General features: G+C 43.8%; 22 protein-coding genes and 1 pseudogene. 21 read left to right on the forward strand and 2 right to left on the reverse strand.

The window, feature by feature from the left end; genetic code table 11:
* The first annotated feature begins 178 nt into the window (after window positions 1-178).
* The 3 genes from HQN88_RS32200 (at window position 179) to HQN88_RS32210 (ending at window position 2,280) form a co-directional block, all read left to right on the forward strand.
* Window positions 179-727: a GNAT family N-acetyltransferase gene (locus HQN88_RS32200; protein ID WP_173120012.1), complete on the forward strand. Its 549-nt coding sequence runs from the start codon at window positions 179-181 to the stop codon at window positions 725-727.
* A 220-nt stretch (window positions 728-947) separates the two neighbouring features.
* The gene (locus HQN88_RS32205) at window positions 948-1,454 is read left to right on the forward strand and encodes a GrpB family protein (protein WP_173120013.1); all 507 of its coding nucleotides are present in this window, start codon (window positions 948-950) and stop codon (window positions 1,452-1,454) included.
* 208 nt (window positions 1,455-1,662) lie between these two features.
* Window positions 1,663-2,280, forward strand: a complete 618-nt coding sequence (locus HQN88_RS32210) for an ATP-binding protein (RefSeq protein WP_246320585.1) — start codon at window positions 1,663-1,665, stop codon at window positions 2,278-2,280.
* A gap of 221 nt (window positions 2,281-2,501) precedes the next feature.
* On the opposite strand, the gene HQN88_RS32215 is transcribed toward HQN88_RS32210, so the two are convergent.
* Complete coding sequence (locus HQN88_RS32215) at window positions 2,502-2,918, reverse strand: VOC family protein (protein WP_173120015.1); 417 nt, start codon at window positions 2,916-2,918, stop codon at window positions 2,502-2,504.
* Between the two features lie 191 nt (window positions 2,919-3,109).
* Here HQN88_RS32215 and HQN88_RS32220 point away from each other — a divergent pair.
* The 12 genes and pseudogenes from HQN88_RS32220 to HQN88_RS32275 form a co-directional block, all read left to right on the forward strand.
* Window positions 3,110-3,259: pseudogene (locus HQN88_RS32220) on the forward strand (transposase); the annotation flags it as partial.
* A 114-nt stretch (window positions 3,260-3,373) separates the two neighbouring features.
* A complete protein-coding gene (locus tag HQN88_RS32225; protein WP_173120017.1) occupies window positions 3,374-5,593 on the forward strand; it encodes an S-layer homology domain-containing protein in 2,220 nt (739 codons plus the stop codon).
* Between the two features lie 192 nt (window positions 5,594-5,785).
* A complete protein-coding gene (locus HQN88_RS32230; protein WP_173120019.1) occupies window positions 5,786-5,974 on the forward strand; it encodes a hypothetical protein in 189 nt (62 codons plus the stop codon).
* Between the two features lie 294 nt (window positions 5,975-6,268).
* A complete protein-coding gene (locus tag HQN88_RS32235) occupies window positions 6,269-7,105 on the forward strand; it encodes an AraC family transcriptional regulator (protein ID WP_173120021.1) in 837 nt (278 codons plus the stop codon).
* A 277-nt stretch (window positions 7,106-7,382) separates the two neighbouring features.
* The gene (locus HQN88_RS32240) at window positions 7,383-8,747 is read left to right on the forward strand and encodes an ABC transporter substrate-binding protein (RefSeq protein ID WP_173120023.1); all 1,365 of its coding nucleotides are present in this window, start codon (window positions 7,383-7,385) and stop codon (window positions 8,745-8,747) included.
* Between the two features lie 63 nt (window positions 8,748-8,810).
* Window positions 8,811-9,704: a carbohydrate ABC transporter permease gene (locus HQN88_RS32245; RefSeq protein WP_173120025.1), complete on the forward strand. Its 894-nt coding sequence runs from the start codon at window positions 8,811-8,813 to the stop codon at window positions 9,702-9,704.
* Complete coding sequence (locus HQN88_RS32250) at window positions 9,704-10,540, forward strand: carbohydrate ABC transporter permease (protein WP_246320587.1); 837 nt, start codon at window positions 9,704-9,706, stop codon at window positions 10,538-10,540. The genes HQN88_RS32245 and HQN88_RS32250 overlap by 1 nt, the downstream gene beginning before the upstream one ends.
* Before the next feature lie 34 nt (window positions 10,541-10,574).
* A complete protein-coding gene (locus tag HQN88_RS32255) occupies window positions 10,575-11,708 on the forward strand; it encodes a Gfo/Idh/MocA family protein (protein WP_476445352.1) in 1,134 nt (377 codons plus the stop codon).
* Window positions 11,705-12,145 carry a NanQ anomerase/TabA/YiaL family protein gene (locus HQN88_RS32260; RefSeq protein WP_173120029.1) on the forward strand — a complete coding sequence of 147 codons (441 nt, stop codon included), beginning with the start codon at window positions 11,705-11,707 and terminating at the stop codon, window positions 12,143-12,145. The genes HQN88_RS32255 and HQN88_RS32260 overlap by 4 nt, the downstream gene beginning before the upstream one ends.
* Window positions 12,146-12,157: 12 nt before the next feature.
* A complete protein-coding gene (locus tag HQN88_RS32265; RefSeq protein WP_173120031.1) occupies window positions 12,158-13,033 on the forward strand; it encodes an ROK family protein in 876 nt (291 codons plus the stop codon).
* A 33-nt stretch (window positions 13,034-13,066) separates the two neighbouring features.
* Window positions 13,067-13,984, forward strand: a complete 918-nt coding sequence (locus HQN88_RS32270) for a dihydrodipicolinate synthase family protein (RefSeq protein ID WP_173120033.1) — start codon at window positions 13,067-13,069, stop codon at window positions 13,982-13,984.
* Window positions 13,981-14,658: an N-acetylmannosamine-6-phosphate 2-epimerase gene (locus HQN88_RS32275; protein WP_173120035.1), complete on the forward strand. Its 678-nt coding sequence runs from the start codon at window positions 13,981-13,983 to the stop codon at window positions 14,656-14,658. The genes HQN88_RS32270 and HQN88_RS32275 overlap by 4 nt, the downstream gene beginning before the upstream one ends.
* 133 nt (window positions 14,659-14,791) lie before the next feature.
* On the opposite strand, the gene HQN88_RS32280 is transcribed toward HQN88_RS32275, so the two are convergent.
* Window positions 14,792-15,688, reverse strand: a complete 897-nt coding sequence (locus HQN88_RS32280; protein WP_173120037.1) for an AraC family transcriptional regulator — start codon at window positions 15,686-15,688, stop codon at window positions 14,792-14,794.
* A gap of 137 nt (window positions 15,689-15,825) precedes the next feature.
* Between HQN88_RS32280 and HQN88_RS32285 the strand changes: the two genes are divergently transcribed.
* From HQN88_RS32285 to HQN88_RS32310, 6 genes are all read left to right on the forward strand, one after another.
* On the forward strand, window positions 15,826-17,292 hold the full coding sequence (locus HQN88_RS32285) for a sulfatase family protein (protein WP_274319538.1): 1,467 nt from the start codon (window positions 15,826-15,828) through the stop codon (window positions 17,290-17,292).
* Window positions 17,293-17,421: 129 nt separating this feature from the next.
* Window positions 17,422-19,749, forward strand: a complete 2,328-nt coding sequence (locus tag HQN88_RS32290) for a helix-turn-helix domain-containing protein (RefSeq protein ID WP_173120039.1) — start codon at window positions 17,422-17,424, stop codon at window positions 19,747-19,749.
* Window positions 19,750-19,898: 149 nt separating this feature from the next.
* Window positions 19,899-20,849 (forward strand): ABC transporter permease, encoded by a 951-nt coding sequence (locus HQN88_RS32295; protein WP_173120041.1) that lies wholly within the window; start codon window positions 19,899-19,901, stop codon window positions 20,847-20,849.
* 22 nt (window positions 20,850-20,871) lie between these two features.
* Complete coding sequence (locus HQN88_RS32300; protein ID WP_173120043.1) at window positions 20,872-21,738, forward strand: carbohydrate ABC transporter permease; 867 nt, start codon at window positions 20,872-20,874, stop codon at window positions 21,736-21,738.
* A gap of 29 nt (window positions 21,739-21,767) precedes the next feature.
* On the forward strand, window positions 21,768-23,303 hold the full coding sequence (locus tag HQN88_RS32305) for an extracellular solute-binding protein (RefSeq protein WP_173120045.1): 1,536 nt from the start codon (window positions 21,768-21,770) through the stop codon (window positions 23,301-23,303).
* A gap of 212 nt (window positions 23,304-23,515) precedes the next feature.
* Entirely contained in the window at window positions 23,516-24,436 is a 921-nt protein-coding gene (locus HQN88_RS32310; RefSeq protein WP_246320588.1) for a nucleoside hydrolase, read from the forward strand.
* The last annotated feature ends 22 nt before the right edge of the window (window positions 24,437-24,458 follow it).

A 24,458-nucleotide genomic window follows, 5' to 3' on the forward strand; every position in this document is an offset into this window, starting at 1 on the left:
GAGCGTCCTCCTGGATGATGGAATTAAAGGGCTTTTGACCCGTAGCGTACTTCCATCGTACAGAGGCGCTCCTTTTTTTACAAAGCTGAAATTTATCCATCTACAGGAATCTAACGGATAACATATGGATTTACAAGTATACAAAATAAGTACCAATCTAGGTACACGGAGGGGAAATATGCTATACGGACAACGAGTAACATTAAGGCGTGTTGTTGAAGAAGATTGGGAAAAGCGATATGAATGGCTGTCCGATCCTGTAGTTAACCGAACGTTGCCATCAGGAAGTGGTATGCCCCTAACACCGGAAGTGGTCAGAGAACGTACACGGAAATACGCGGAAACAGATCTATCATCTGTCTATTTTACCATAATAAAAGAAGACGGCATCCCGATTGGCAATACCCAATTGTTTAATATCCATCCTTGGTCCAAGCACGCTGAATTTGGTATTTGGATTGGGGACAAAATGGTATGGGGGCAAGGTTATGCTACAGAAGTGACAGGTGTTGTCCTGGATTTTGCATTCGAGCGTTTAAACCTTCATAAAGTGTATTTGACGGTAGATGCTGATAATCCTGGTGCTATTCGGAGTTATGAAAAGGCTGGTTTCAATAAGGATGGCATACTAAGAGACGAAGTCTATAAAAATGGTCAATATGTCGATCGTATAATGATGAGTATTTTGAAGCATGAATACTTAAAACTATCTAGTTGTTCCAAATAACAAAGCATATAGGAAAAAGCATTCTGGAAGAAACTACGAAAGATAGTGTGCTTTCTCAAAAAATTGAATGTTAGGCTAACGGGACACGAGAGTTCAATAATAAACATGAGAAGGCTGCCGATGATCATTGTTCGGCAGCCTTCTCAAATATCAGGGAGGAATACGAAAATCTACTACGAATTTACATGTAACCATGATGTTACACTCAGGAGGAGTTTGAATGGGTTCCAGTCTTGTAGTACGTGAATATGACCCTAGTTGGATTCAGTTGTTTGAACAGTTACGAGGCTTTGTACTTCCTGTTATAAGCGATTTTATATTCACAATAGAACACGTTGGCAGTACATCCGTTCCAGGGTTAGCAGCGAAACCGATTATTGATATCGACGTGGTGGTGTCTACGCAGTCCGATGTCCTTACAGCTATTCAAAGGCTAGCCACCATTGGCTATGTTCATGAAGGCGATTTAGGAACTACGGGACGAGAGGCATTTATTCCTCCCGTCGATGTAACTTGGCATCACTTATACGTATGCACCATTGATAACGCCGAATATAAGCGTCATATCCTCTTTCGAGATTATTTGAGAAATCATCCAGAGGATGCCAAGCAATATGGTGACTTAAAATTGGAACTCGCACAACGATTCCAGAATGACCGTTTAGCATACACGAATGGTAAGCGGGACTTTGTGAAAGAGATATTACAACGTGCTGGTTGGAAATGATGTGTATTTCAGATTGTGTTATTCCGCTAACGAATAACATTAGTTGAACAAACACTTAGGACGAGGCTGCAGGCATGGAGGGCAGCCTTCGCTCACCTAACGAGAGATTAACGCAACTAATTATTTCAAATTTCGTTTAAGTATGAGGTGAAAATAAGTTATGAAAAGGATTTCTTAGGAGAATTTGTGGAGATGGTATTTCCTTTGGATGGAGTCATTAACGAACTCCCAAAGTAATGGTCTCATCATTGCCCTAAAACATAAAGGAGCGATTATTGATATGAACCGCCTCGTAATTATGACAGTTGGAATAACGCATAGTGGAAAAACTACTTTCGCTAAAGAATTAGAATCTGTCTTGCAACAAGCTGTAGTCATAGATCAGGATAATCATGCTGAATTTATTAATAGTCATTATAAGAAACTTCTCCCTTTAGAAGGACCTAACACTCTAAAATTCTCAATTACCAATGCAATTGTTGAATATGCTGCAGTGCAAAGCAATTTTCACATCATCTTAAGCAATTGTAATCTAAATAAATCAGGACGAACCAATGTACTCAGATATTTTCATGAAAAGGGATTTATAAGTATTATTGTTTACTTTAATTTATCTATTGAAATACTGAGAGCACGAGTTGAACAAACAGAAAGAAGTAAAGCTATTTTCAGAAGTGCAACGAGCTTTTTAGAAGTGTTGGAGCGACAAGGAAATTCGGGAGAAATACCACCAAGTAAAGACGAAGCTAACTATCTATTTGAAATAAAAGATCCCAATACTACCACGGAAATAATACAACAAATCAAGCAAACCTTAGTCAACTGAAGTAATTAGTATTTTGGTTGGGCTGGGATAAAAGTAAGACTACAGCATTGGTTTGAATGTTTCAAATAAGGATGGCGATTGCACACAAGCAGGCTGGCAAGTGATTATGGACAATTTCAATGCCTATACCGAACAAAACTAATCATCGCGAAGAAGACGCCGGGGAAGGTGCCCGGCGTCTTCTCTTGTTAATCCAAGTATGAGTGCGCTCTCCGTTATCCTTAACCTTGAGCTGCATCCGTGTTCATGTAGTTGATTGCCCACATATGGCCGTCCAAGTCCTCGAAGGCCCAATGATACATGAATCCATAATCCTCAGGTTCTTCGTATGATTTCCCACCCAAGGAGACCGCAGTATTCACGATTTCATCCACCTTTTCTCGGCTCTCGAAGGCCAATGCAATCGTCATTTGCGCATACTTTTCCGTATCAACGGTTTCCTTCTGCGTAAGCGACTTTAAAAGTTCTTTGGTGAGCAGCATGACCTGCAGGTTGTCGCCGATCACGATGGCTACCGCCTTCTCATTCTCGGGGAATTGCGGGTTGAGCTCGAATCCGAGTCCGGTGAAGAACGCCTTCGATTGTTCTACGTTGTTTACAGGCAGATTGAAGCTCGTGAATGTGGACATTAATGCCATGTTTAAACACCTCATCGTCAAATTGGTTTGTTGTCATTGATGCTTCGTTAATTTAGACGAAAGCCGATCCGGAAATTCATCGGTCTACTTGATCCTGCCACTCCTGTATTGTTGTAATTCCCCAACCATAACAAAAGGAATAAGCAGATGCAAACCCAGTATATCAACGAACTTCTCAACATACCAGAGTTGCACGTAACAAGGCGGTCGTGATGGACTTGGCTCAGGTTTATCATACCTGGATCAGCGAGTGCTTTCCTGCTGCGATTCGAATCGCGGATCGCTTTCATGTACATGGGTATGTGATCGAATGCGTGCAGGGGGTACGGAAAGCTGTTCAAAGCCGTAATATTGGATTTCGCATAAAATGTCGAAATATGGAAGGGATTTGATCAATTTGGTTGAATTTGTATTAAGAAGCTCAAAAGTATATCACCGAAAAAAGGAGAACCAAAATGAAAAAAACAATAGTGCCCATGTTTGTGCTTTTTCTTATTTTCACACTTGCATCAGTGGCAGAAGCTCGAACGTTAGCGGTTGACTTCGAGCCGAACAACGAAAAAGGGAACAAGTATCAGTATGATATTCCGCCAAATGTACCGCTGCCGTATACAGTGAAGATTGTGGATGAGAGCCTCACTCAAAAAAGCTTCAATTCGATTTTCCCGGGAACCGCTGTTTCATCAAATCCTGCTGTTGCTACAATTAGCACAGACGGTACGCTAGAAGGCCATTCCTACGGTTCAACGGTCATTTCCGTCACCTATGATGGCAAAAGTCACACAAGGACCATTAACGTAAATAGGCCAAGTTCAATAAACTTCGAGAAGGATGAAATCGAACTGCTTACGGGTCAGTATACACCAGCCTCAATCACCGCTTACTATATGTTTAATCTCATTGATCTTAGTACCACAGCAAATTTCGTCAGCAGTAATCCAGGTGTCGCAAACGTTTCAGGAGGTAACATTAACGCTCTGAATCCTGGGACGACTACGATCACAGCTAATTTTGAAGGACGTTCAGACACAATAACGGTCACTGTTAAACCCGGACTCTCGGGCGGTTTGCCGAACAAACCAGCAGACCAAGGTTTCCATAGTCCAAATAAGCTCAGCGCCATTCAGTATTTAAATGACATTCGAGCGAAAATGGGACTCAAGCCGCTTATTGAAAATGAGTACTTAAATAACTCCGCGCAGCATCACAGTGATTATCTAGCCAAGCAGAATATTGACCAGATATATGCAAAAGGAGGGAGCCTACATGATGAGGATCTAAACAATGGCGGAATTAATAATCGGATTAATGTTTTTGGTTATAAAAACGGTTATGGCGAGGTTATTTCCCCTACGGATAACGAGAACAATCGAGGCATCCAGTCGCTTATTAATGCTCCACTGCATCGTACCGTCATGATATCTCCTTACTCACAGGATGTCGGTGTGGGATTAAACACTAGCGGAACACTTAACAATACGGTATTAAATTTAGGTTTCCAAAACCTTTATGGTGTAGATGAAGGATACAGAAATACATATACTGTAAATTATCCTTATGACAATCAAAGAGACGTGCCAATCTTCTGGTATGCTAACGAAATGCCTAACCCATTATCCACATACCACAAAGAAGGCGCGAAAGTGGGATACCCAATTTCCATCCATACCAGTAATATGAGGGAGCTTACATTCACTGCCGCAACAATTAAAGATGATAAGAACAATGACGTTCCTTATTATCTTGCAGATCGATCCACAATGCCTCAAAGTATCTCTGCTGATGTTATTCTGATTCCCAAAGAACCACTTAAGTCGGGAACTACATACACGGTTCACTTTGAAGGAGTGGGGGGAGGCACGAAGGTAACTAATGATTGGTCTTTTACAACACAAGCTACACAGTTGTCACATATAGAGTTCGAATTCATGAATGCTGATATCCTTGTTGGAGAACAGAAGAGATTCAAACTTACAGCGTACTACACAGACAGCACGAATGAAGATATTACCACCAAAGCTCAGTATGTCATCGATCCAGTAAGTAAGATTGAATTGAGTAATGGTTCCTTGATAGGCAAATTAGCTTATGACAATATTGTGGTGAAAGCAACTTATCAGAATAAGACTGCCGTGATGAACATCAAAGTAAACGGTCCCAATAAACCGGTGATTAATAAGTTCCCTGTATTTAATGACATTAAAGATCATTGGGCTAGTTTGGCAATTGAATGGGGAACCAATGAAGGCGTCATTGATGGATATGATGATGGTTCTTTTAAACCTAATAAATTAGTATCCGAGGCTGAGTTTATTACCATGCTGTTACGTGCATATAAAATCCCGCTTCAGGATGATCCCGTATCCACACATTGGGCTGATAAGTATTATAGTTTTGCAAAAGAATATAATTTTGCTACGTCAGATAAAGAAGATGCCCGAGATTCATTCATTAATCGTACGAGTGTCGCGGAGATCATTTCCGGTATTGATGGCGTAAGCAAATCCGGAAATGAGGCAATTCAGTACTTGCTCGATAAACGGTATTCCAATGGCAAGAATAGCGCTACAGTTGAAGGTTATGCCGGCAGTGAGAAACTTACAAGAGCAGAGGCTTTGCAGTTTATTAAGAATATTCTAGAGAATGGATTATCTCAAATTAAGAAACGTTACTAGAATTATTAAAGGAATAAGGAAGCAGAAATACGATAGATTAATAAGTTGAGAGGCTTGCTTCGCGACAACTCTTTTTTTGTTTATAATAGAAATAGAAGTGGTTTGTATAACAGAGGGTCAAATGGAAATGTACAAGCTAATTTGTGGAAGAAAAGAATTAAGTTGGCAGACAGATAAGAAAGGGTGGCACATATGAAAAAGTACAATATTATTCGTCCTATCATGCTAATTGTGGTTGCACTCCTAACGAAAAGCTTGGTTACCAATCTTTGCATGTTGCTGGGCATGGAATCCGAGTTAGCCAAAAACATTGGTTTCGGTGCGATGGTGATCGCCGCGCTCATAGTCTTTTCCAGAAACCGAAGAAGTCCGAAACAGTGAGAGGAAAGAAGTATCCTGAAGGACATAAAAGGCATCATTAGAACAAATAAAGTGCATACCTTATTGTAGATGCTTACGATAATGTTGATAAGAATGGTTCATTGAGATAACGTTAGGACAATAGTTGAGCAAAATAAGGAGCAGTTCTGCCACGGCAGCTGCTCCTTATTTCTATTTTTTTTGATATCAGTACTAGATTTAACGGAAAGATTTAATTTAAACTTACTTTTGGTATACTATTTTAAACCTTTCGCTGTTGTATGAAAGGATAAAAATAAGCTAGGAGTGATTACGATGCCAGAAAACGATATCCTGCAGGCGCTGCGGTTAAATTATTTGTATGCAGAAAGATATAGTTTTCCTAAAGGGTGGAATTTTCACGAGTCTATGATTCCCTATTCGATGATCCGCTTTATTGAAAAGGGAAAGGCTATATTCATGATTGACGAAAATACGTATCAACTGGATAAGAATGATATGATTTACATCCCTCAAGGAAGTGCGCTGTCGTGTCAGGCATTGACGGATGATTTTACATTCATGAGTATACGTTTCACAGCTACTTTTCCGCTAATCGATAGTGAAGTCTGGTCTGAAATCTTTGGGTTTGATACGAAATTGACGTGTACCGATCCACAAATCAACTATTATTTTCACAGCATTATTAGAGAGAAGGATTCAATTAACAGAGGGAAACATTATACCCTTAGGGGTTACCTGGAATTAATTGTAGGCTATTTAATCAGTTCGTCTGAAGCCTTTTCAGTGAAACCCAATAAGCATAAAAAATTGAAATCGGATAGAAAAATTGATAACCGGGTTGAGCTAATCTTGGATTATATGCTTAACAACTATAAAACCACGATTAGCATCGAAGAAATGAGCAAGATGGTTAGTCTCAGCACATCCACTTTTCGCAGATTGTTTAAACAGCACACAGGCAAATCGCCAAGTGATTTCATGATCGATCTTAAAATGGTTGTAGCGGCAAAGAAAATACTGGAGACGGACGAGCGGATTTCCGATATTGCTTATCAAGTCGGAATCGAAGATCCGAATTATTTCTCGAGAGTGTTTAAAAAGCATTTCGGAGTAACCCCATTCTCATATCGCCAGTTGGCAAGGGAATAGTCAGATTATTCATTGTTATGATCGAATTGTGCTAGTTTTGGTTGGTTTGCTATGTGTTAAAGCGGAATTTTTTCCGTTAGTATTAGGGATAGAAAATGAATGTTTATGAAAGGAATACCAATTTATCAACGATTAATAGCGCGCAATTATTCGGAGATACTTGGTGTTCTGGGCCTTCCATAATGAAAGTTCATTCGTTTTTTTATTTCTGGTAGCATTATTTGATCGTGAGTTTCAAGGGGTTTGTTACATTCCAGCATAGGAGAGGGGTCAAACAATGAAGAAGACAATAGCGCTCGTCCTGCTCGCTTCAACCGTACTTGCAACCGCTTGCAGCAATGGAAAAGAGGAATCAAATGCTTCGCCCGATGTGAGCAAAGGGGCAACTGCGACTTCGGCTGCGCCATTAAAAGGGGAAATTGTTTTCTGGCATTCCTTTACGCAAGGACCAAGAAACGACTATATGAAACAAGCTGCTGATGATTTTATGAAAAAGAATCCGGACGTAAAGATTAAAATTGAGACATTCTCATGGGGTGAATTTTACACGAAATGGACGACGGGTTTGCTGTCAGGGCAAGTGCCTGATGTGAGTACAGCTCTTCCGAATCATGTCGTTGAAATGTTGAATGCCGAGGCAATTATTCCAATTAACGATGTTATTGATAAGATTGGAAGAAGTCGTTTCTATGAAGCTCCTCTGAAAGAAGGCACGAAGGATGGTAAGAATTACTCCATTCCGATTTACTCGCACGCTCAAGTTATGTGGTATCGCAAGGATTTGCTGAAAGCCGCAAACCTGGAAGTACCTAAAACATGGAACGAACTGTTTGAAGCGGCTAAGAAAGTCAACAATCCGCCAAATGTTTACGGTCTGTCCGTTCCAACTGGATCCGGCGATCTGATGGCTACCCGATTCTTGAACTTCTATGTGAGATCAGCTGGAGAGACGCTGATTACGAAAGACGGGAAAGCGAATCTGACAAGTAAAGCCGCACTCGACGGAATTAAATATTGGGTTGATATGTATAGAGCGACATCTCCAACCGGTTCAATTAACTTCAAAGTATTAGACCAAGCTACGTTGTTCTATCAAGGCAAGACGGCTTTCGACTTTAATAGTGGATTTCAAATTGGCGGGGTGGAAACGAACTCTCCGGCCTTATTGGATCAAATCGATGCTGCTCCAATGCCGAAGTTGAATGCGAGTGATGCGGACCGTGGCATCGAAACTTCCAATATCCCAATGGTCGTATGGAAAAACAGCAAACATCCGGAAATTGCTAAAGCTTTTATTGAAAGCTTGTATGAGAAAGACAAATACATTAAGTTCCTACATTCTGTACCTGCGGGCATGTTGCCAGCAATGAAGGATATTGCCGAAGATCCAGCGTTCCTCGACAACCCGACGATCAAGAAATTCAGCAATGCGGTTAAAGTTATCGGTAATGCGATAAATAGCGGAACTGCGATCGGTATGGAAAATGGTCCTTCGGTCCAATCGGGGATAATTACGAGTCAGAATGTGATCGAAATGATGTTCCAAGATATTATCCTGAAGAAAGACAAGGCGATTATAGAAGAGGAAGCTAAAAAAGCCGAGAAAAAATTAAATGATTTATTTCAAACGGCAACCAAATAGTTAATGGGGGGGGAGGGGCCCCCTCTTCCTCTTACTTAACTTCTCATGAGTGGAGTGAACCGGATGGGCACTAGAAGGCTGAAAAGATTGAATTCGACGGGCTTATTATTCATCTTGCCTGCGGTTCTAATCGTGGTATTACTGCTAATTTACCCTATTATATCAAGCATTTACTTCAGTTTTACCTCGAAAAATTTGATTAAAGTGAATTACGCTTGGGTATGGTTAGATAACTTTACATGGGTTCTTACCAACCCAGATTTTTACCATGCGTTTGTTAACTCCATCAAATGGACGGTATATTCAATAATCGGTCAGTTGCTCCTTGGTTTTGCCAGCGCGCTGGCGCTCAATAAAATCCCAAGGTTTTCCGGCATTTATCGGACCTTATTAATTATTCCTTGGGCATTCCCGGCTATTGTAATCGCATTCTCATGGAAATGGATTTTAAACGATGTATATGGTTTCATTCCGAATTTGTTAACTACGATGGGGATTACAGAGAACAATATTAACCTTTTTGCTGAACCTACTTATGTCTTTGCAGCGGTAGTTTTTATTAATATATGGTTCGGTTATCCCTTGTTTATGGTCAATATCCTGTCTGCACTCAAAACAATTCCAAGCGAGCAATATGAAGCTGCCGTCATGGACGGGGCAACAGCTTGGCAATCGTTCTGGTCGATTACGGTTCGGCATATTAGGGGCGTCATCGGGTTATTGCTAGTGCTGAGAACCATTTGGATTTTCAACAACTTCGATCTTCTGTATTTAATGACGGGCGGTGGCCCTTCGGATATTACCACGACCTTGCCTATTTTCGCGTATAAAGCTGGTTGGGGGATGAAGCAGCTTGGCGTAGCCTCTGCCATAACGATTATCTTGCTGCTGTTTCTGCTTTGTGTTTGTTTAGTCTATTTCAGATTCCTGAATAAATGGGAAAAGGAGGATCGCTAATGAATCGTGTAGGCACCAGTAAGCTCACTATGTCCTTTTTATACGTTTTACTCACGGTACTTGCCATGATAGCGGTCTTTCCTTTGATCTGGATCATCCTATCCTCGTTCAAGTCGTCCGGTGAAATGGCCAGCAACCCATTGGCGTTTTTTCCAAAGTCCTTTACGTTCACGTATTATGACAGGGTTTTGAACAATTTGCACTTCACGACCAATATTAAAAACAGTATGCTGGTTTCCTTATCGGCAACGTTAATCACGATCGTCGTTTCCTCGTTGGCCGCTTATGGCATTGTTCGTTTTTTCCCGAAGGCAGGGAAGAAGATGACGAAACTCTTAATTACAACGTATATGTTTCCACCTATATTGCTAGCAGTACCCTATTCGATAATAATCGTCAAATTCGGATTGGTGAATACATGGACAGGGCTTGTCATTACCTACTTATCCTTCTCCATCCCGTATGCCATATGGATGCTGACCGGTTTCTTCCAAACCGTTCCTATTGAAATTGAAGAGGCTGCTAGAGTGGATGGTGCCGGGCAACTAAGAATATTCGTTGGAGTTGTGCTGCCCATTGTCGCACCAGGCGTTGTAGCAACAGCTATTTATACTTTTATCAATACATGGAATGAATTTCTGTTCGCCTTGCTGCTCATCAACAGTTCAGCCAAAATGCCGATTTCCGTGGCGTTATATTCACTGACCGGATCGGAAATTCTGGATTGGGGAGAGATGATGGCCGCTTCGGTTATTGTTATCGTTCCATCTATCGTATTTTTCATGCTGATTCAAAAGAAAATTGCCGGAGGGCTGTCAGACGGTTCTGTTAAATAAATATATAAGCGATTTTTCGGGAGGAGTTTCATCTATGAGCACAATGAGCACAGTGAATTATGGCGTTATTGGTACAGGTTATTTTGGTGCAGGATTAGCAAGATTAATTAATCAGTTGGAAGGTGCCAAGGTAGTAGCGGTTTATGATCCGGAGCATGCGGAGCCGGTTGCCAACGAGTTGAACTGCGATATGGAAAAAGATATTGAATCCTTGTGCAGCAGACCCGACGTACATGCCGTTATTGTAGCATCCCCGAACGGTTACCATAAAGCGCCTGTTGTATGCGCAGCTGCCCATGGGAAACATGTGTTTTGTGAAAAGCCGATCGCGCTATCCTACGAGGACTGCAATGAGATGATTAATATAACAAAGGAAAACGGACTTATTTTCATGGCTGGCCATGTTATGAATTTTATGAACGGCGTGCGAACTGCAAAGAGATTGATTAATGAAGGAAGAATTGGTGACATTCTGTTCTGCCATGCAGAGCGCAACGGCTGGGAGGAAGCGCAGACCGAGGTAAGCTGGAAAAAGAAAAGAGAGATTTCAGGGGGACACCTCTATCATCATATACATGAATTGGACTTTATCCAGTTTCTCATGGGACCTGCCGAAAGAGTTTGTATGACAGGCGGTAATGTTGCTCATCAAGGAGAGCGATTCGGCGACGAGGATGATATGTTGTTCATTTCTCTAGAATTTGCCAATCATCGATACGCTACGCTGCAATACGGTTCCGCATTCAGATGGAGCGATCATTTCGTCAAAATTCAGGGAAGCAAAGGGGCCATTCTCATCGATATGCAGGACGTCAAAGTGGTCCTGAAAACGCCGGAAGGTGAAGAAAGGTTCCTGCTACATGAATCGAAGGAAGTGGATGAAGATCGCACGCGTATTTACAAAGGGTTGGAGATGGATGGGGCGATCATGTACGGCAAACCAAGCGCTACACCTCCGTTATGGCTGAGTGGCATTATGATGAAGGAAATGGTTTATTTCCATAGCATTATGCAAGGATCCCCTGTGGAAGATGAATTTAAACCACTGTTGGATGGAACGGCAGCTAGAGCGGCGATTGCCACTGCAGATGCTTTGACTTTATCGCTAAAGGAAGACAGGAAGGTTAGCGTGAAGGAAATTACTGACAAAAGGGAGGTAAACGTATGATCTACGACAAGATAACGAATTTGGATCAGTATGCCTTTACCAACCCGAGACTTATGGAAGCCGTTCAGGATATACAAAGCAACCTACGGGAAATGGCGTTTGCAACAACAAGTTTTACCAAGAACCAGATCACGTTTACAACGAGTCCGAAAGAAGAGAAACGGTTTGAAGCGCACAAGAAATACATTGATATTCACTTGGTGTTAGAAGGAAGAGAGTATGTTGAAGTTTCGAATACGGATTGTTTATCTAATTTAACGGAATATGATAGCCAAAGTGATATCCATTTTGGCGATGTAGCTTCAGATCTTAAATTTACGGGGTACTTAGAAGAAGGATACTTTCTGATTTGCTTCCCGGAAGATACGCACTTAGTGGGGGCGCACGAGCATCTTGAAGTCGAAGTGACCAAAATTGTATATAAAATTGCGTTCTAGCGGGAGAAAGAAATGAACCCATATATTGCAATTGATATTGGCGGGACGGAAATTAAATATGCTGTTTGCAACCCATTGGCGGAGATCATCTACCATCAGTCGACGAAGACACCTAAAGGTGTATCCAATCATCGCATACAGGATGAAATCCAGCACATCATTCATGATTTGCTGGGTCGATTTCCGCATGTCCAGGGAGTAGGCATCAGTACGGCTGGTGTCGTAGATACGGCTAGCGGCGAGATCGTATACGCTGGGGAAACAATGCCGCAGTATCAAGGGACGAATCTGAAGCAAACCGTAGAAAGCATTTTCGGACTCCGCACCATTGTTGCGAATGATGTGAATTGTGCGGCTTTGGGTGAGAAATGGAAAGGCGCTGCTGCCGATCGTGATCATTTTTTTTGCATCACGATCGGCACAGGGATTGGAGGGGCGCTATACTGCCATGATCAACTTGTTGTTGGAAGTCATTATCGGGCCGGTGAAATTGGCCACTCCTTATACGATAAGGGCTCCAAAACCACTTATGAACAAAGAGCGGCTATACCTGCCTTGCTGAGAAACGCACAAGCAAGTTTGTCGGATTGCAACCTGTCAACCTATGAATTGTTTCACATGGCCCGAATGGGTAATGAGAAGTGTGATGACATCGTCAATGCATGGAGCGAAGAGATCGCCAGAGGCTTGGCTGAAGTCATTGTCATCGCTGACCCTTCATTGATTGTCATTGGCGGAGGTGTATCCGAGCAAGGAGACTTTTTATTGGACAAAATTGTGTCCCGAATAGACACTTATTTGCCTCTGAACTTTTCCAAGACAGAAGTGAAGATGGCAGAGTTAGGCAATCGGGCCGCTTTATTCGGTGCCGTGTATCCGTTTTTTTAATAGCGAGATCAGTGATTAGGAGAGAGAGAGCGTATGAAAAAAGATGAAGTTGCCCGATTAAAAGGAATTTTTGTTGCAATGTATTCAGCCTATGATGATGAGGGGAACGTCAGTGTGCAGCGTGTTAAAAAGCTGGCGCGTTATTATGTTTCCACAGGAGTAAAGGGTTTATATGTCGGTGGAAGTACAGGAGAGGGGATCTTGCAAAGCACGGAAGAGAGAAAGCTTGTGCTTGAATCCGTTATGGATGAGATCAGGGGAGAGTTACTCGTTATCGTTCATGTCGGCGCAGCTTCTACACGGGAAAGTGTAGAACTGTCCAGACATGCCGAGGCTTGTGGGGCAAATGCCATATCGGCCGTCCCGGCTATTTACTATCGGCTCTCAGTTGCGTCCGTCGAGGCCCATTGGCAAGCGATGATTGACAGCACTTCACTACCGTTCATTATCTACAATATCCCTCAAACAACGGGATTCAATCTGCCCGTAAACCTGCTTGAAAGAATGGCACAGCAAGATAAAGTGATTGGCGTAAAAATGTCCGGCGAGAGCACATTTGAGCTTCAACAATTCAAAGAAGCTGGCGGCGAGAACTTCCTTGTCTACAATGGTCCGGATGAACAATTTCTGGCTGGCAAAATCATGGGGGCGGATGGCGGTATCGGCGGAACCTATGGCGTTATGCCAGAGCTGTTTTGTGCGCTGAATGGATTGTTTGATGAAGGATTGGTAGATGAAGCGATAGCCCTGCAAGTTAAGATTAATGGCATTATTAAAAAGCTGCTAAACTACCCGTCCTTATATGGCGCCTGCAAATATATCATGCATCTAAGAGGCATCGATACGGGGCAGCCTAGGATGCCATTACTGCCTGTCAAGACGGAACATGGCGAGTCCCTGTCGGTGCTGAATCATGAAATTGAAACTATGATCGCTGCGTATGCCAGATGATCGAACAAATACGAGGTGGATTGGTCGTTTCGTGTCAGGCCCTCGAACATGAACCGTTACACAGTCCGTATATCATGTCAAAAATGGCGCTTGCGGCTCAAGAGGGTGGAGCAGCAGGGATCAGAGCAAACTCGAAGGTGGACATTATCGAGATCAAAAAGGAAGTTTCATTGCCTATCATCGGTATTGTGAAACGAGACTATGATCATAGCGAAGTCTTTATTACAGCGACAAGGAAAGAGATTGATGAGTTGTTGGAAAGCGGCTGCGACATGATTGCCATGGATAGCACGGTTAGAGAGCGACCGCATGGAGAGCAGTTGAGGGAACTGGTCAACTATTGCAAGCTGAGAAATCCCTCGATTGAATTAATGGCGGATATTTCAAGTGTAGAAGAAGCGGTTCAAGCGCAAAAATTAGGTTTTCACTGCGTGTCGACAACGCTATTTGGCTACACGCCGAGTACAATGGGCCGCAAATTGTATGAGGATGATTTTGAGTTTTTGAAAGAAGTGCTGAGAAAGCTGCAAGTTCCAGTGATTGCAGAGGGAAATGTGCATACACCAGCGATGTTCAAGCGCTGTCTAGAGCTCGGCGCAGCTTCTGTTGTTGTTGGCGGAGCGATTACAAGACCCAAAGAAATTACTGCCAGGTTTGTAGGCGAACTTCTTTAAAGCCAAGACCATTCTCCGTTCTTTGAATAACACTTGATCCGTCCAGCAAAAATAGCATAAATTTCAGGGCACAAATGGGTAAGCCAGGTTTGTGCCCTTCAAGTTTTGCCGAAAACGTCATTGTGTTGTGTAATCAATAATCGGTTAGTCGCATCTGTTTCCGATAGGCTTGTGGACTAATCCCGGCAACATTACGAAAAGCGCGACTAAATTCGCTAAGTTCGTTGTAACCAGCACGTCGAGAGATTTCGTTAATGGACAAACTGGTCTGAACGAGTAACTCCTCGGAAATCTGGATTCGATGGTTTCGCAAATACTGAGCAGGTGGTTGCCCCATCTCTTTCCGGAATAAATAGCTGAAATGACTCGCACTTAAATAAACATGAGCAGCTAACTTTTCTAGCGAGAGTGATTCATGAGCGTGCTCCTGGATATAAGCACATACTTTGACAATCCGAGGATCGATAGTGGGAAGTTGATTCGGCAGTTGTGGTAGTAGTAATTCCATTAATAGTGCAAACCATTGCTGGACGGCGCCTTGAACCCGAAGCAGTCCAAGTGATACGGTTAGTTGCATTTGCTTATCTTCATTAGCGTCAATGTGTCGTTGCAGTGTGGTGACAAATTGTTCGAATAAGACGACAGCTGTCATCCATAGCTCAGAAAGTCGAGTGATAGCTTCACTATCTGTTAAGGTGGTAATCATTGGAAATGGATGAGACTCATGAAATTTGAACGGTCCAAGTTTGATCATACAGCTCAGTGATAAGTAACTTACGGGAGCGCCGGATTGTTCCGCATGAAGCTGGTACGGCACGCCCGGGGGAAACACAATGAGATCGCCTCTACGAACAATATGGTGTTCTTCCTCGATTTGAATCGTACGAATCCCATCCAGTATGAGCCAGAAGACGGGAATTGGATTTCTTACAGGACCGAAGCTGAAATCATGTGGTTTTAACATATGACGAATCCAACTGGGTTGAAAACTAAATTCTAGCCTTTGTGAATCCGGATAGAGAATAAACAATAGAGGACCTCCCCCTCGCAGACATCGTAAGAATTGCCAAATATACCGTTGATTGTGACATGGAATCTAAGCGTTGTAAATAGTACGTTATAGTTGGGAGAATTATTGTACATGACAATTATGGAGGCGTTGATTTCGTGGGAAAAACCAATCAAAAACCAAACATTGTTTTCATTCTTGCAGACGATATGGGGAGTTGGGCGCTTGGTTGTGCCGGTAATAGTGAAATACGTACACCCAATCTAGACCGACTCGCTGCGGAAGGAATGCGTTTTGATAATTTCTTTTGTACCTCGCCGGTTTGCTCGCCAGCACGTGCGTCGATATTGACTGGAAGGATTCCTTCCCAGCATGGTGTTCATGACTGGATTCGCTCAGGCAATGTTAACATGAGTGAATTAAACGAACAGATTCAAACAGAACCGGTATTTGCCGATGAGCGGACCGCGGTCGATTATTTAGCAGAACAACCGACATATACGGAACTGTTGGCTCAAACGGGATATGCCTGTGCCTTAAGCGGGAAGTGGCATTTGGGCAACAGCGCAGTCCCGAGAAAAGGATTCCATCGCTGGTTCTCAATCGCCAGAGGCGGCTGCTCCTATATGAGACCCGATATCGTGGAGAACGGAGAGGTGAAAATCGTCGACGGGTACGTAACCGATATGATTACGGATAATGCCATGCAATTTTTAGACGAAATGTCGTATCTAGACTCCCCATTCTATTTGAGTGTTCACTATACGGCGCCGCATTCACCCTGGGATCGGTCGGAGCATCCGGAGTCTTTTGTCGCTTTGTATGATGACTGCCAGTTTAATTCAGTGCCTGAGCTGCCGTTACATCCGAATCAGGCACGCACCGCACCGACAGGAGAAGGGGAGAAACGGAATGAGCTATTGCGTGGATATTACGCATCCGTCACAGCTATGGACGAAGGAATTGGCAAGATCATGGACATGTTGGAAGAGCGGGGACTCCGTGATAATACGTTGATCGTGTTTACGGGCGACAATGGTATGAACATGGGCCATCATGGGATATGGGGGAAAGGGAATGGTACATTTCCTTTTAATATGTATGATACATCGGTGAAGGTACCTGCTATTTTTAGTCACACCGGTGTCATTCCATCTGGGCACGTACAGGGTGAGTTGATTAGCCAATATGACCTGTTTCCTACCTTGCTCGATTACGTAGGGTTACCTAATCCCGAACAAGAGCGGCTGCCAGGTCGAAGCTTTTACGATTTACTGGTAGAACGTACAGGTGAAGGCCGAGAGGATATTGTCATTTATGACGAGTACGGACCAGTCCGAATGATTCGTACGCGAGAGTGGAAATACGTACATCACTATCCGTATGGGCCACATGAGCTTTACGACCTTATGAATGATCCAGATGAGAATATCAACCGAGCTGAAGATTTAGAGTGTCAATTTGTGATAGAAGAACTCAGAATGCGCCTGGGAACTTGGTTTAGCCAATATGCCATTCCTGGAAAGGAAGGTATATCTGCTCCAGTTACAGGGCTTGGGCAGATGAGGCCGTTAGCGCCAGGGGTAACAGAAAGTAGTGCGTTTAAGCCGTTGGTGAAATCGTAGGTTTGGCATGCGTATTCCATGTTGAAAAGTCCATGAGATAGTTTACTTGAGAGACCGGCTTCGGCCGGCCTTTAACATTTTAGTCCGAATAGCTGTCGCTGAAACAGCCACAGAGGAGGAAGGGTTCCGATGAAACGATCCATCTATATCCGGTTGTTGCTTCATTTGACAGTTGCTGTCGTTCTGATTACATGTCTGGTGGGGGCTCTTGTATACCGCTACACGACAGCTATGCTGAAGGATGAAGTTATCGGCGCCAATAACGAATTGTTGTTGCAGACGAGCAAAATTGTCGATCAATCGCTTGGCGAAGTACAACAAATCGCTACGACGCTTGCATTGAACAGTGATGTACAAAAATCAGTTTGGTTCCCTTGGAATTTAGAAGAAGAATTTCGGTTTCTGAAAAATACAGGAGCCCTGTTCGATGAACGAATCAATTCATCTAACTACGTGCACTCCATTTATTTGTATAGTTCTGTCAATCGGAAGCTAATATCGAGCTCGGGTATTACCGACATGGCCGACTTTTCATATCGACAGGTATTGGAGCGTTTTGTAGAAGGTCGAGGCACCTCTGCCTGGGTAGCGGCAAGCATGTTGACTGCCGAAGGGGCTCGAGATAACGTCATCAGTTTTCTAATTACCGTCCCGTTCAATAACGTGGAAAAGAAGGGCGTCTTGCTGATTAACCTCAAGGAGGACGTGCTCTATAACGCTGTAGTTAATACGAACAATCGAAAACTTGGCAATGTTGCGGTTCTGAATGGGAACGGCGAAGTACTGTCCTACAAAGATAAGAGCATGCTGCTCGAACAGTTCGAGCAAGCGGATATCGAACGAATTAGCCATGATAAAGAAGGCTATTTCGTGGAGACAATCGGCGGCAAGAAGATGTTCGTATCATTTCTGAGCTCGTCGTTTAACAACTGGATATACATTACGTTAAACCCACACGGGGAGCTGTTCAAACGTTCCAATGAAGTGATTCGGATTACACTGCTTATCTCAGTAATCAGCTTGGCAGTGGGCGTGTTGCTGATGGTAGCTGTCTCGAGAAGGCATTACCAGCCAGTCCGAAATATGGTGCAAGCTCTCATATCTTACATGGAGAAGCCGCTGCCAAAGGCTAAGTACGGGGATGAGTTCGGATTTATCCGCGAGTCGATTGATCGGCTGCATCATGAAAATGAGGAGTTCAAGACCAAGTTTCGTGGCCAAGAGCTCATATTGAGGGATCATTTACTGCTGAATCTGCTCTCAGGCAAAACGGCCGACGAGGAAGAAATGATCAGGCAGTTGAACTATTATCGTCTTGATCTAGAGCCATGCCATTTTCTCGTGATGGCCATTCGTGTTCATTTGAATGGGGATATGCTCAGGTCAGCTGACGAACAGGTGCGTAACCTGATCCATTTCCAGATCCGCACCATCTGCGAGGACGCGATCGCTTTATTTGGCAAAGGGGCTTACATTAGCTGGTTTCATAAGCATGATGTCATCATTCTCAACACGGGACATTGTGATGTGATCACTCCTGCTATCGACAAGGCGAAGGAACTTGCGTTTCGGGTCAAAAACGAGGTGACCTCGAAGCTGGAAGGTGTCAACGTTACATTCGGAATAGGCGGGAACTACGAGCTTATTACGGAAATACCGCTTTCCTATAACGAAGCGACTGAAGCGCTTCTACACGAAAGAATCGCAGGGATTGGAAGTATTTTGTCCATTCACGATTTGAATGTCAACCGTGCCAACCGGAACCACTTTATTGCGTACCGCCAGCAAGTAGATAAACTTGTCGGCGATCTGAAATCTGGCCATTTAGACAAAGTCAAAGAAACGAAGAATAGCATTATCAACCAACTCGAACATGACGGCCATTTCGGTCTTTATTACAAAAACATGATACTGTTTCACTTGTTGAATGCTCTATTAACGGCATGGGTGGAGCTTGCTGTATCCGGAGAAGAACCAGTCGAGCAAGTAAACCGATGGCATCACGAATTCGCCAAACTTCAAAATTTAGAGGAAATCAGTCTTTGGCTGGACTGTATCATTACATGTATCGCAGGCGACCTGGAGCATAGGCGTGACAATAAAAACGCAGAAGTGATCGCCAAGTTGGCGGCTTATATCCACAATCACTACCGAGAGCCTCTCGGTCTTCAGATGCTAGCCGATATGGCCTACATGAACAGCCACTATGTATCGAAGTTGTTTAAGGAAATGACGGGATCAACATTTATCGATTATTTGACGGATACGCGCTTCCGTGAAGCGTGCAGGCTCTTAAAGGAGACGGACCGCAATATTAACGATATCGCCGAAGCAACGGGGTTCGGACAAAAGCAAAATTTGATTCGCACATTCAAAAAAATGATAGGTCTGACGCCGACCGAGTATCGGAATCGGGACGTATTGGACCGACTGGAGAGCTTGAATATGAACGATTGAATCCAATCCGATGAATTGACACCTAAGAAAAACAATAAATGAAACCGTTACCATTAATTGAATCTTGAGGACTCTTCCCCCTTCACTTTATGCTCAAAGTGCATACAAGACCTGCAGATAACAAGCATAAAGAAAGGGGGATTACGTCTATGGCAGTACCAGCGACCACATCGCGGGCAAAAATCGATATACGAAGACGGGTGTTATGGAAACGCATCGCATCCAACCGGTATATTTATTTGATGCTTGTGCCTGCGATTGTTTATTACGGCGTCTTTCATTATTACCCGATGTATGGAGCCCTGATCGCCTTTAAGCAATTCAGCATTACGAAAGGGATTATCGGAAGTCCATGGGTAGGATTTAAGCACTTCGAGACGTTGTTCGCGCTCGATAAGTTCTGGCAAGTGTTTTGGAACACAATCGTCATCAGCTTGTACAGGCTTATTTTCGGTTTTCCGCTGCCTTTGTTTGTGGCGGTACTAATGAATGAAGTTCGCAAAATGGTATTCAAGCGCACGGTACAAACCATTATTTACTTGCCTCATTTCATTTCCTGGGTCATTCTAGGCGGGCTGTTGATCAATCTGCTGTCTACTGACAGCGGTGTTGTCAACAACGCGATCCGTTCGCTTGGCGGAGACCCGGTAGGCTTCCTGACCGATGAAAGCTATTTTCGCAGCACGCTCGTTTGGTCGATGATCTGGAAGGAGTTCGGTTGGAGCACAATCATTTATATGGCCGCCCTCGCCGGAGTCAATCCACAGCTGTATGAGGCCGCGTTGGTGGATGGGGCCAACCGATGGAGGCGAATCTGGCACATTACGTTGCCGTGCATTCGCAGCACAATTATCATTTTATTGATTTTGCGAATTGGCCATTTGATGGAAGCAGGGTTCGAACAAATATTTGTGCTGTACCATCCAGGCGTCTATCAAACATCCGATATTATCGACACCTATGTGTACAGGATCGGGTTGACCGAAGGACGATTTAGCCTAGCTGCAGCAGTCGGGTTATTTAAGTCGGCCATCAATTTCGTCCTGCTGATTATCGCAAATCGACTGGCACGCATGATGGGTGAGCAAGGTATTTACTAAACCGGAAAAGGAGGAATGCAGCATGATTCGCAGCAGTTTCGGCGGAAAACTATTTGACGCAGCGAATGTACTATTTTTGGCTTTGATCACGCTGTTGACACTGTACCCGTTCTGGGACTCGCTCCTCGTCTCGATCACGCCAATGCAAGAAAGCATGTCGTCCAGCCTTCATCTCTACCCAAAGGCGATTACATTCGAGGCCTATACCTATATTCTCGGACTGAAGCAGTTGTGGGTTTCGTACAAAGTCAGTGTCATCATTACGATACTTGGGACAGCTATCAGTATGATTGCAACCACAATGGCTGCTTACGCACTCTCCAAGAAGCAGTTGCCTGGCGGACGTATCATCATGTTCATGATCGTATTCACGATGATGTTCAGCGGGGGTATCATCCCGAACTATCTGGTAGTCAAACAGCTCGGCATCATCAATACGATGTGGTCAATGATGATTCCCGCAGCGATTCAGACTTATAATTTGATTCTCATGCGCAGCTTTTTCTCGTCCGTTCCGGAAAGCTTGGAAGAGTCTGCGCGCATCGACGGCTGCCATGATTTTGGTATATTGCTGCGAATCATCGTCCCTTTGTCGCTGCCAGCCATCGCCACCATATCTTTGTTTTATGCGGTGTCGAAATGGAACGAATTTTTCACAGCGGTTATGTATGTGACGGATAAGGAAATATGGCCTCTTCAGTTATTTATGAGGTCCATGCTCATTGATAACGAGGCCGCCTTCCAATCCGGAGGTGACAGTCCCTTTCTGCTCGGTCAATCGATTAAGATGGCAACGATCATGATTTCTACCATCCCAGTCATGCTTATCTACCCCTTCTTTCAGCGGTATTTCGTGCAAGGGGTCACTCTGGGAGCAGTTAAGGAATAAAGGTTCGTAATAGAAGAGGAGGATAATCGATGCTAAAAAATAATAAATGGCTTGGAATTGCCCTTACGGGGGTGCTCGCGGTATCTGTAGCAGGTTGTGGAAATTCCGAGAATGAGTCTGGAGCAGGCGCCGCTGGAACGAAAAAAGAAGACCAGAAGGTCAAAATCGTATTTCTGACCCCAGGTGACGGTGCCGCCAAGGCGATTAATGCAGGGGACCGAATTATTTCCGAAATCAATAAGAAGCTCGGCATCGATCTGGAGGTCAAGCTCGTGCCGGAGAACGGCTTTGAGAAGATTAACGTTGCTATGGCCACGGGAGACTTGCCTGATATCGTGACCATTAACTATCCGTCTCCATCATTGAACCAATGGATCACCGAGGGCTTGCTCTTACCTTTAAACGACTATTTGTCTGTCATGCCGACGGTGAAGGAGAAGCTAGAGAAGCAATTGTCCTGGACCGCAGTTAATGGTAAATATTACGGGTACCCTTTCATTGAGGAGCGCTCGAACACCACGGTCGCCTATCGCGCGGACTGGCTTGAAACACTTGGACTGAAGGAACCACAGACGCTGGATGACTTATATACGGTGCTCAAAGAAATCGCGACGAAAGATCCTGACAAAAACGGAAAGGCCGATACATACGGATTGACAGGCACCAAAAGCACTGGATTCAACGGGTCGTTCAATTTCGTCATGTACGGTTATGGTTTGCCTCACGGTGATTGGGTGCTGGACAATGCAGGCAAGGTCGCTCCCGTATTTGAGCATCCCGCTTTCAAACAAAGTGTTCAATATTTGCGTAAGTTGTGGGATGAGAAGCTAATTGATCCGGAATTTCTGCTGAACGATACACAGCAGCGGGAGCAGAAGTTTTTCCAAAGCAAGGTCGGAATTATGGGCACTCCGCTGTTCCGTCACGTGAACCGTCTGGAAACAAGCTTGCAAAAAGTGAATCCGCAAGGAAAACTTGGATTTATGGCACCTCCGGCTGGACCGGACGGCAAGCGAGGAATGGCGAGTGCGCCGAAGGGCGGGCTGTTCACAGCTGTTACCAAAAATGCCAAAGATCCGCAAAAAGCGGCTAAACTAATCGAATTTATGCTTTCGAAGGAAGGTCGAAGCTTGCTGGAGCTTGGCATCGAAGGCGTTCATTATACGAAGGCAGGCGATAAAATTACGTACAATGAAGAAGAACGGGCCAAAGACGGCTTTGCCTCTAGCGGTTGGTCGCATCCGCTCGCGTGGGGCAGTGTCGTTTGGCCGCTTACGGAAAATTATTTGCCTCAAACAGAACCTCAGGCTGACCGTGCGAAGCAATCGGTAGATATTGCGACCAAATACCTGGTCCCTAATCTCGTCAATGTGACGACCGCTGAGGAAGTAGAGATGGGCAGCGTTTTGGGCGAACTGTTGGGTCAATATTATCTCGACATGATTGCCGGCAAGAAGGACATTGACGCTGGATTGGCCGAGTTATCCAAAAAATGGCGTGATCAGGGCGGCAATAAAGTTCTGGAAGCAGTTAACAAGGCGTATCAGGCACAGCAGAAGAAGTAAGACTGATTTGATTCCAATGGCGTTCACTCTCTAGGTGAGCGCCTATTTGATGTTTAGTAAACCATTTTTAAAATGAAATTGATGTGCAATTATTATATGAAAGATCCTGTTTCCAGCATTTCTTAAAAAACTAGACATACAACTGAAAAATACTCATTCAATTGTTGTCGATAGCATGATATTTTGTACAAAAGGAAAAAGGTGTGGATACGATGACGATGCCATTTGAAGTACCAGAAAAGAAACAAATTCGTGTCATTATTAATTCGGATGCGAAATGTGAGGCTGATGACCAATATGCAATAGTGCATGCGATATTATCACCACGTCTGCAAATAAAAGGAATAATCGGGGCTCATTATGGTACACGCAGCGCAACTGGTGCGGAAGACTCCTATCAGGAAATCCTGCATGTGCTAGACTTAATGGGTTTGAGCGAGAAATATTATGTTGTCAAAGGAGCAAATCATAAAATACCGAATAACCAAACCGCTGTACCTTCAGACGGTGCGGACATGATTATACAAGAAGCGATGAAGGACGATCCACTTCCCCTGTTTGTAACATTTCAAGGGGCGTTAACCGATTTGGCATCGGCTTATTTGCAGGAGCCGCGAATCGCAGATCGCTTAACTGCTGTATGGATCGGTGGTGGAACGTATCCCGGGGGGAATACGGAATTTAACTTATCTAATGACATTGAAGCGGCACAAGTCGTGTTTAACTCACCGATTCCATTGTGGCAGGTCCCGAAAAACGTTTACGATATGGTTCGTGTTGGTTTGGCAGAATTGGCCGTAAAGGTTCGACCGCATGGAGAAATCGGACGATACTTATTTGAATATCTGATCCAGCACAATATTAAAAATGGGGATCGACTTCAGTGGCCGAAAGGGGAGATATGGGTGCTTGGCGATTCACCTGCAGTGTCTTTGCTCCTTGATGATCAAGAATTTGATTATGATTACATTGAGGCGCCTGAAATAACTTTAGAAATGGGATATAGACCTAAACCAGGGAATCGCAAAATACGGGTATACCGGCGTGTGGATTCACGTTTTCTTTTAGAAGACTTCTACGCAAAACTAGAATTATTCGCAACGGTATATTTTCCTGTTGAACCTAAAGCCTGAGAAATCAGGCTTTTTCTTTACT

The organism is Paenibacillus qinlingensis, from assembly GCF_013204845.1.
In the GTDB taxonomy this organism is placed as follows: Bacteria; Bacillota; Bacilli; order Paenibacillales; family NBRC-103111; genus Paenibacillus_E; species Paenibacillus_E qinlingensis.

What these genes read in the sequence shown, in the direction of transcription:
- HQN88_RS32200 (WP_173120012.1), top strand. Translation starts at nt 179, where the DNA reads ATGCTATACGGACAACGAGTAACATTAAGGCGTGTTGTTGAAGAAGAT.
- HQN88_RS32205 (WP_173120013.1), top strand. Translation starts at nt 948, where the DNA reads ATGGGTTCCAGTCTTGTAGTACGTGAATATGACCCTAGTTGGATTCAG.
- HQN88_RS32210 (WP_246320585.1), top strand. Translation starts at nt 1,663, where the DNA reads ATGGAGTCATTAACGAACTCCCAAAGTAATGGTCTCATCATTGCCCTA.
- HQN88_RS32215 (WP_173120015.1), bottom strand. Translation starts at nt 2,918, where the DNA reads ATGGCATTAATGTCCACATTCACGAGCTTCAATCTGCCTGTAAACAAC.
- HQN88_RS32225 (WP_173120017.1), top strand. Translation starts at nt 3,374, where the DNA reads ATGAAAAAAACAATAGTGCCCATGTTTGTGCTTTTTCTTATTTTCACA.
- HQN88_RS32230 (WP_173120019.1), top strand. Translation starts at nt 5,786, where the DNA reads ATGAAAAAGTACAATATTATTCGTCCTATCATGCTAATTGTGGTTGCA.
- HQN88_RS32235 (WP_173120021.1), top strand. Translation starts at nt 6,269, where the DNA reads ATGCCAGAAAACGATATCCTGCAGGCGCTGCGGTTAAATTATTTGTAT.
- HQN88_RS32240 (WP_173120023.1), top strand. Translation starts at nt 7,383, where the DNA reads ATGAAGAAGACAATAGCGCTCGTCCTGCTCGCTTCAACCGTACTTGCA.
- HQN88_RS32245 (WP_173120025.1), top strand. Translation starts at nt 8,811, where the DNA reads ATGGGCACTAGAAGGCTGAAAAGATTGAATTCGACGGGCTTATTATTC.
- HQN88_RS32250 (WP_246320587.1), top strand. Translation starts at nt 9,704, where the DNA reads ATGAATCGTGTAGGCACCAGTAAGCTCACTATGTCCTTTTTATACGTT.
- HQN88_RS32255 (WP_476445352.1), top strand. Translation starts at nt 10,575, where the DNA reads ATGAGCACAATGAGCACAGTGAATTATGGCGTTATTGGTACAGGTTAT.
- HQN88_RS32260 (WP_173120029.1), top strand. Translation starts at nt 11,705, where the DNA reads ATGATCTACGACAAGATAACGAATTTGGATCAGTATGCCTTTACCAAC.
- HQN88_RS32265 (WP_173120031.1), top strand. Translation starts at nt 12,158, where the DNA reads ATGAACCCATATATTGCAATTGATATTGGCGGGACGGAAATTAAATAT.
- HQN88_RS32270 (WP_173120033.1), top strand. Translation starts at nt 13,067, where the DNA reads ATGAAAAAAGATGAAGTTGCCCGATTAAAAGGAATTTTTGTTGCAATG.
- HQN88_RS32275 (WP_173120035.1), top strand. Translation starts at nt 13,981, where the DNA reads ATGATCGAACAAATACGAGGTGGATTGGTCGTTTCGTGTCAGGCCCTC.
- HQN88_RS32290 (WP_173120039.1), top strand. Translation starts at nt 17,422, where the DNA reads ATGAAACGATCCATCTATATCCGGTTGTTGCTTCATTTGACAGTTGCT.
- HQN88_RS32295 (WP_173120041.1), top strand. Translation starts at nt 19,899, where the DNA reads ATGGCAGTACCAGCGACCACATCGCGGGCAAAAATCGATATACGAAGA.
- HQN88_RS32300 (WP_173120043.1), top strand. Translation starts at nt 20,872, where the DNA reads ATGATTCGCAGCAGTTTCGGCGGAAAACTATTTGACGCAGCGAATGTA.
- HQN88_RS32305 (WP_173120045.1), top strand. Translation starts at nt 21,768, where the DNA reads ATGCTAAAAAATAATAAATGGCTTGGAATTGCCCTTACGGGGGTGCTC.
- HQN88_RS32310 (WP_246320588.1), top strand. Translation starts at nt 23,516, where the DNA reads ATGACGATGCCATTTGAAGTACCAGAAAAGAAACAAATTCGTGTCATT.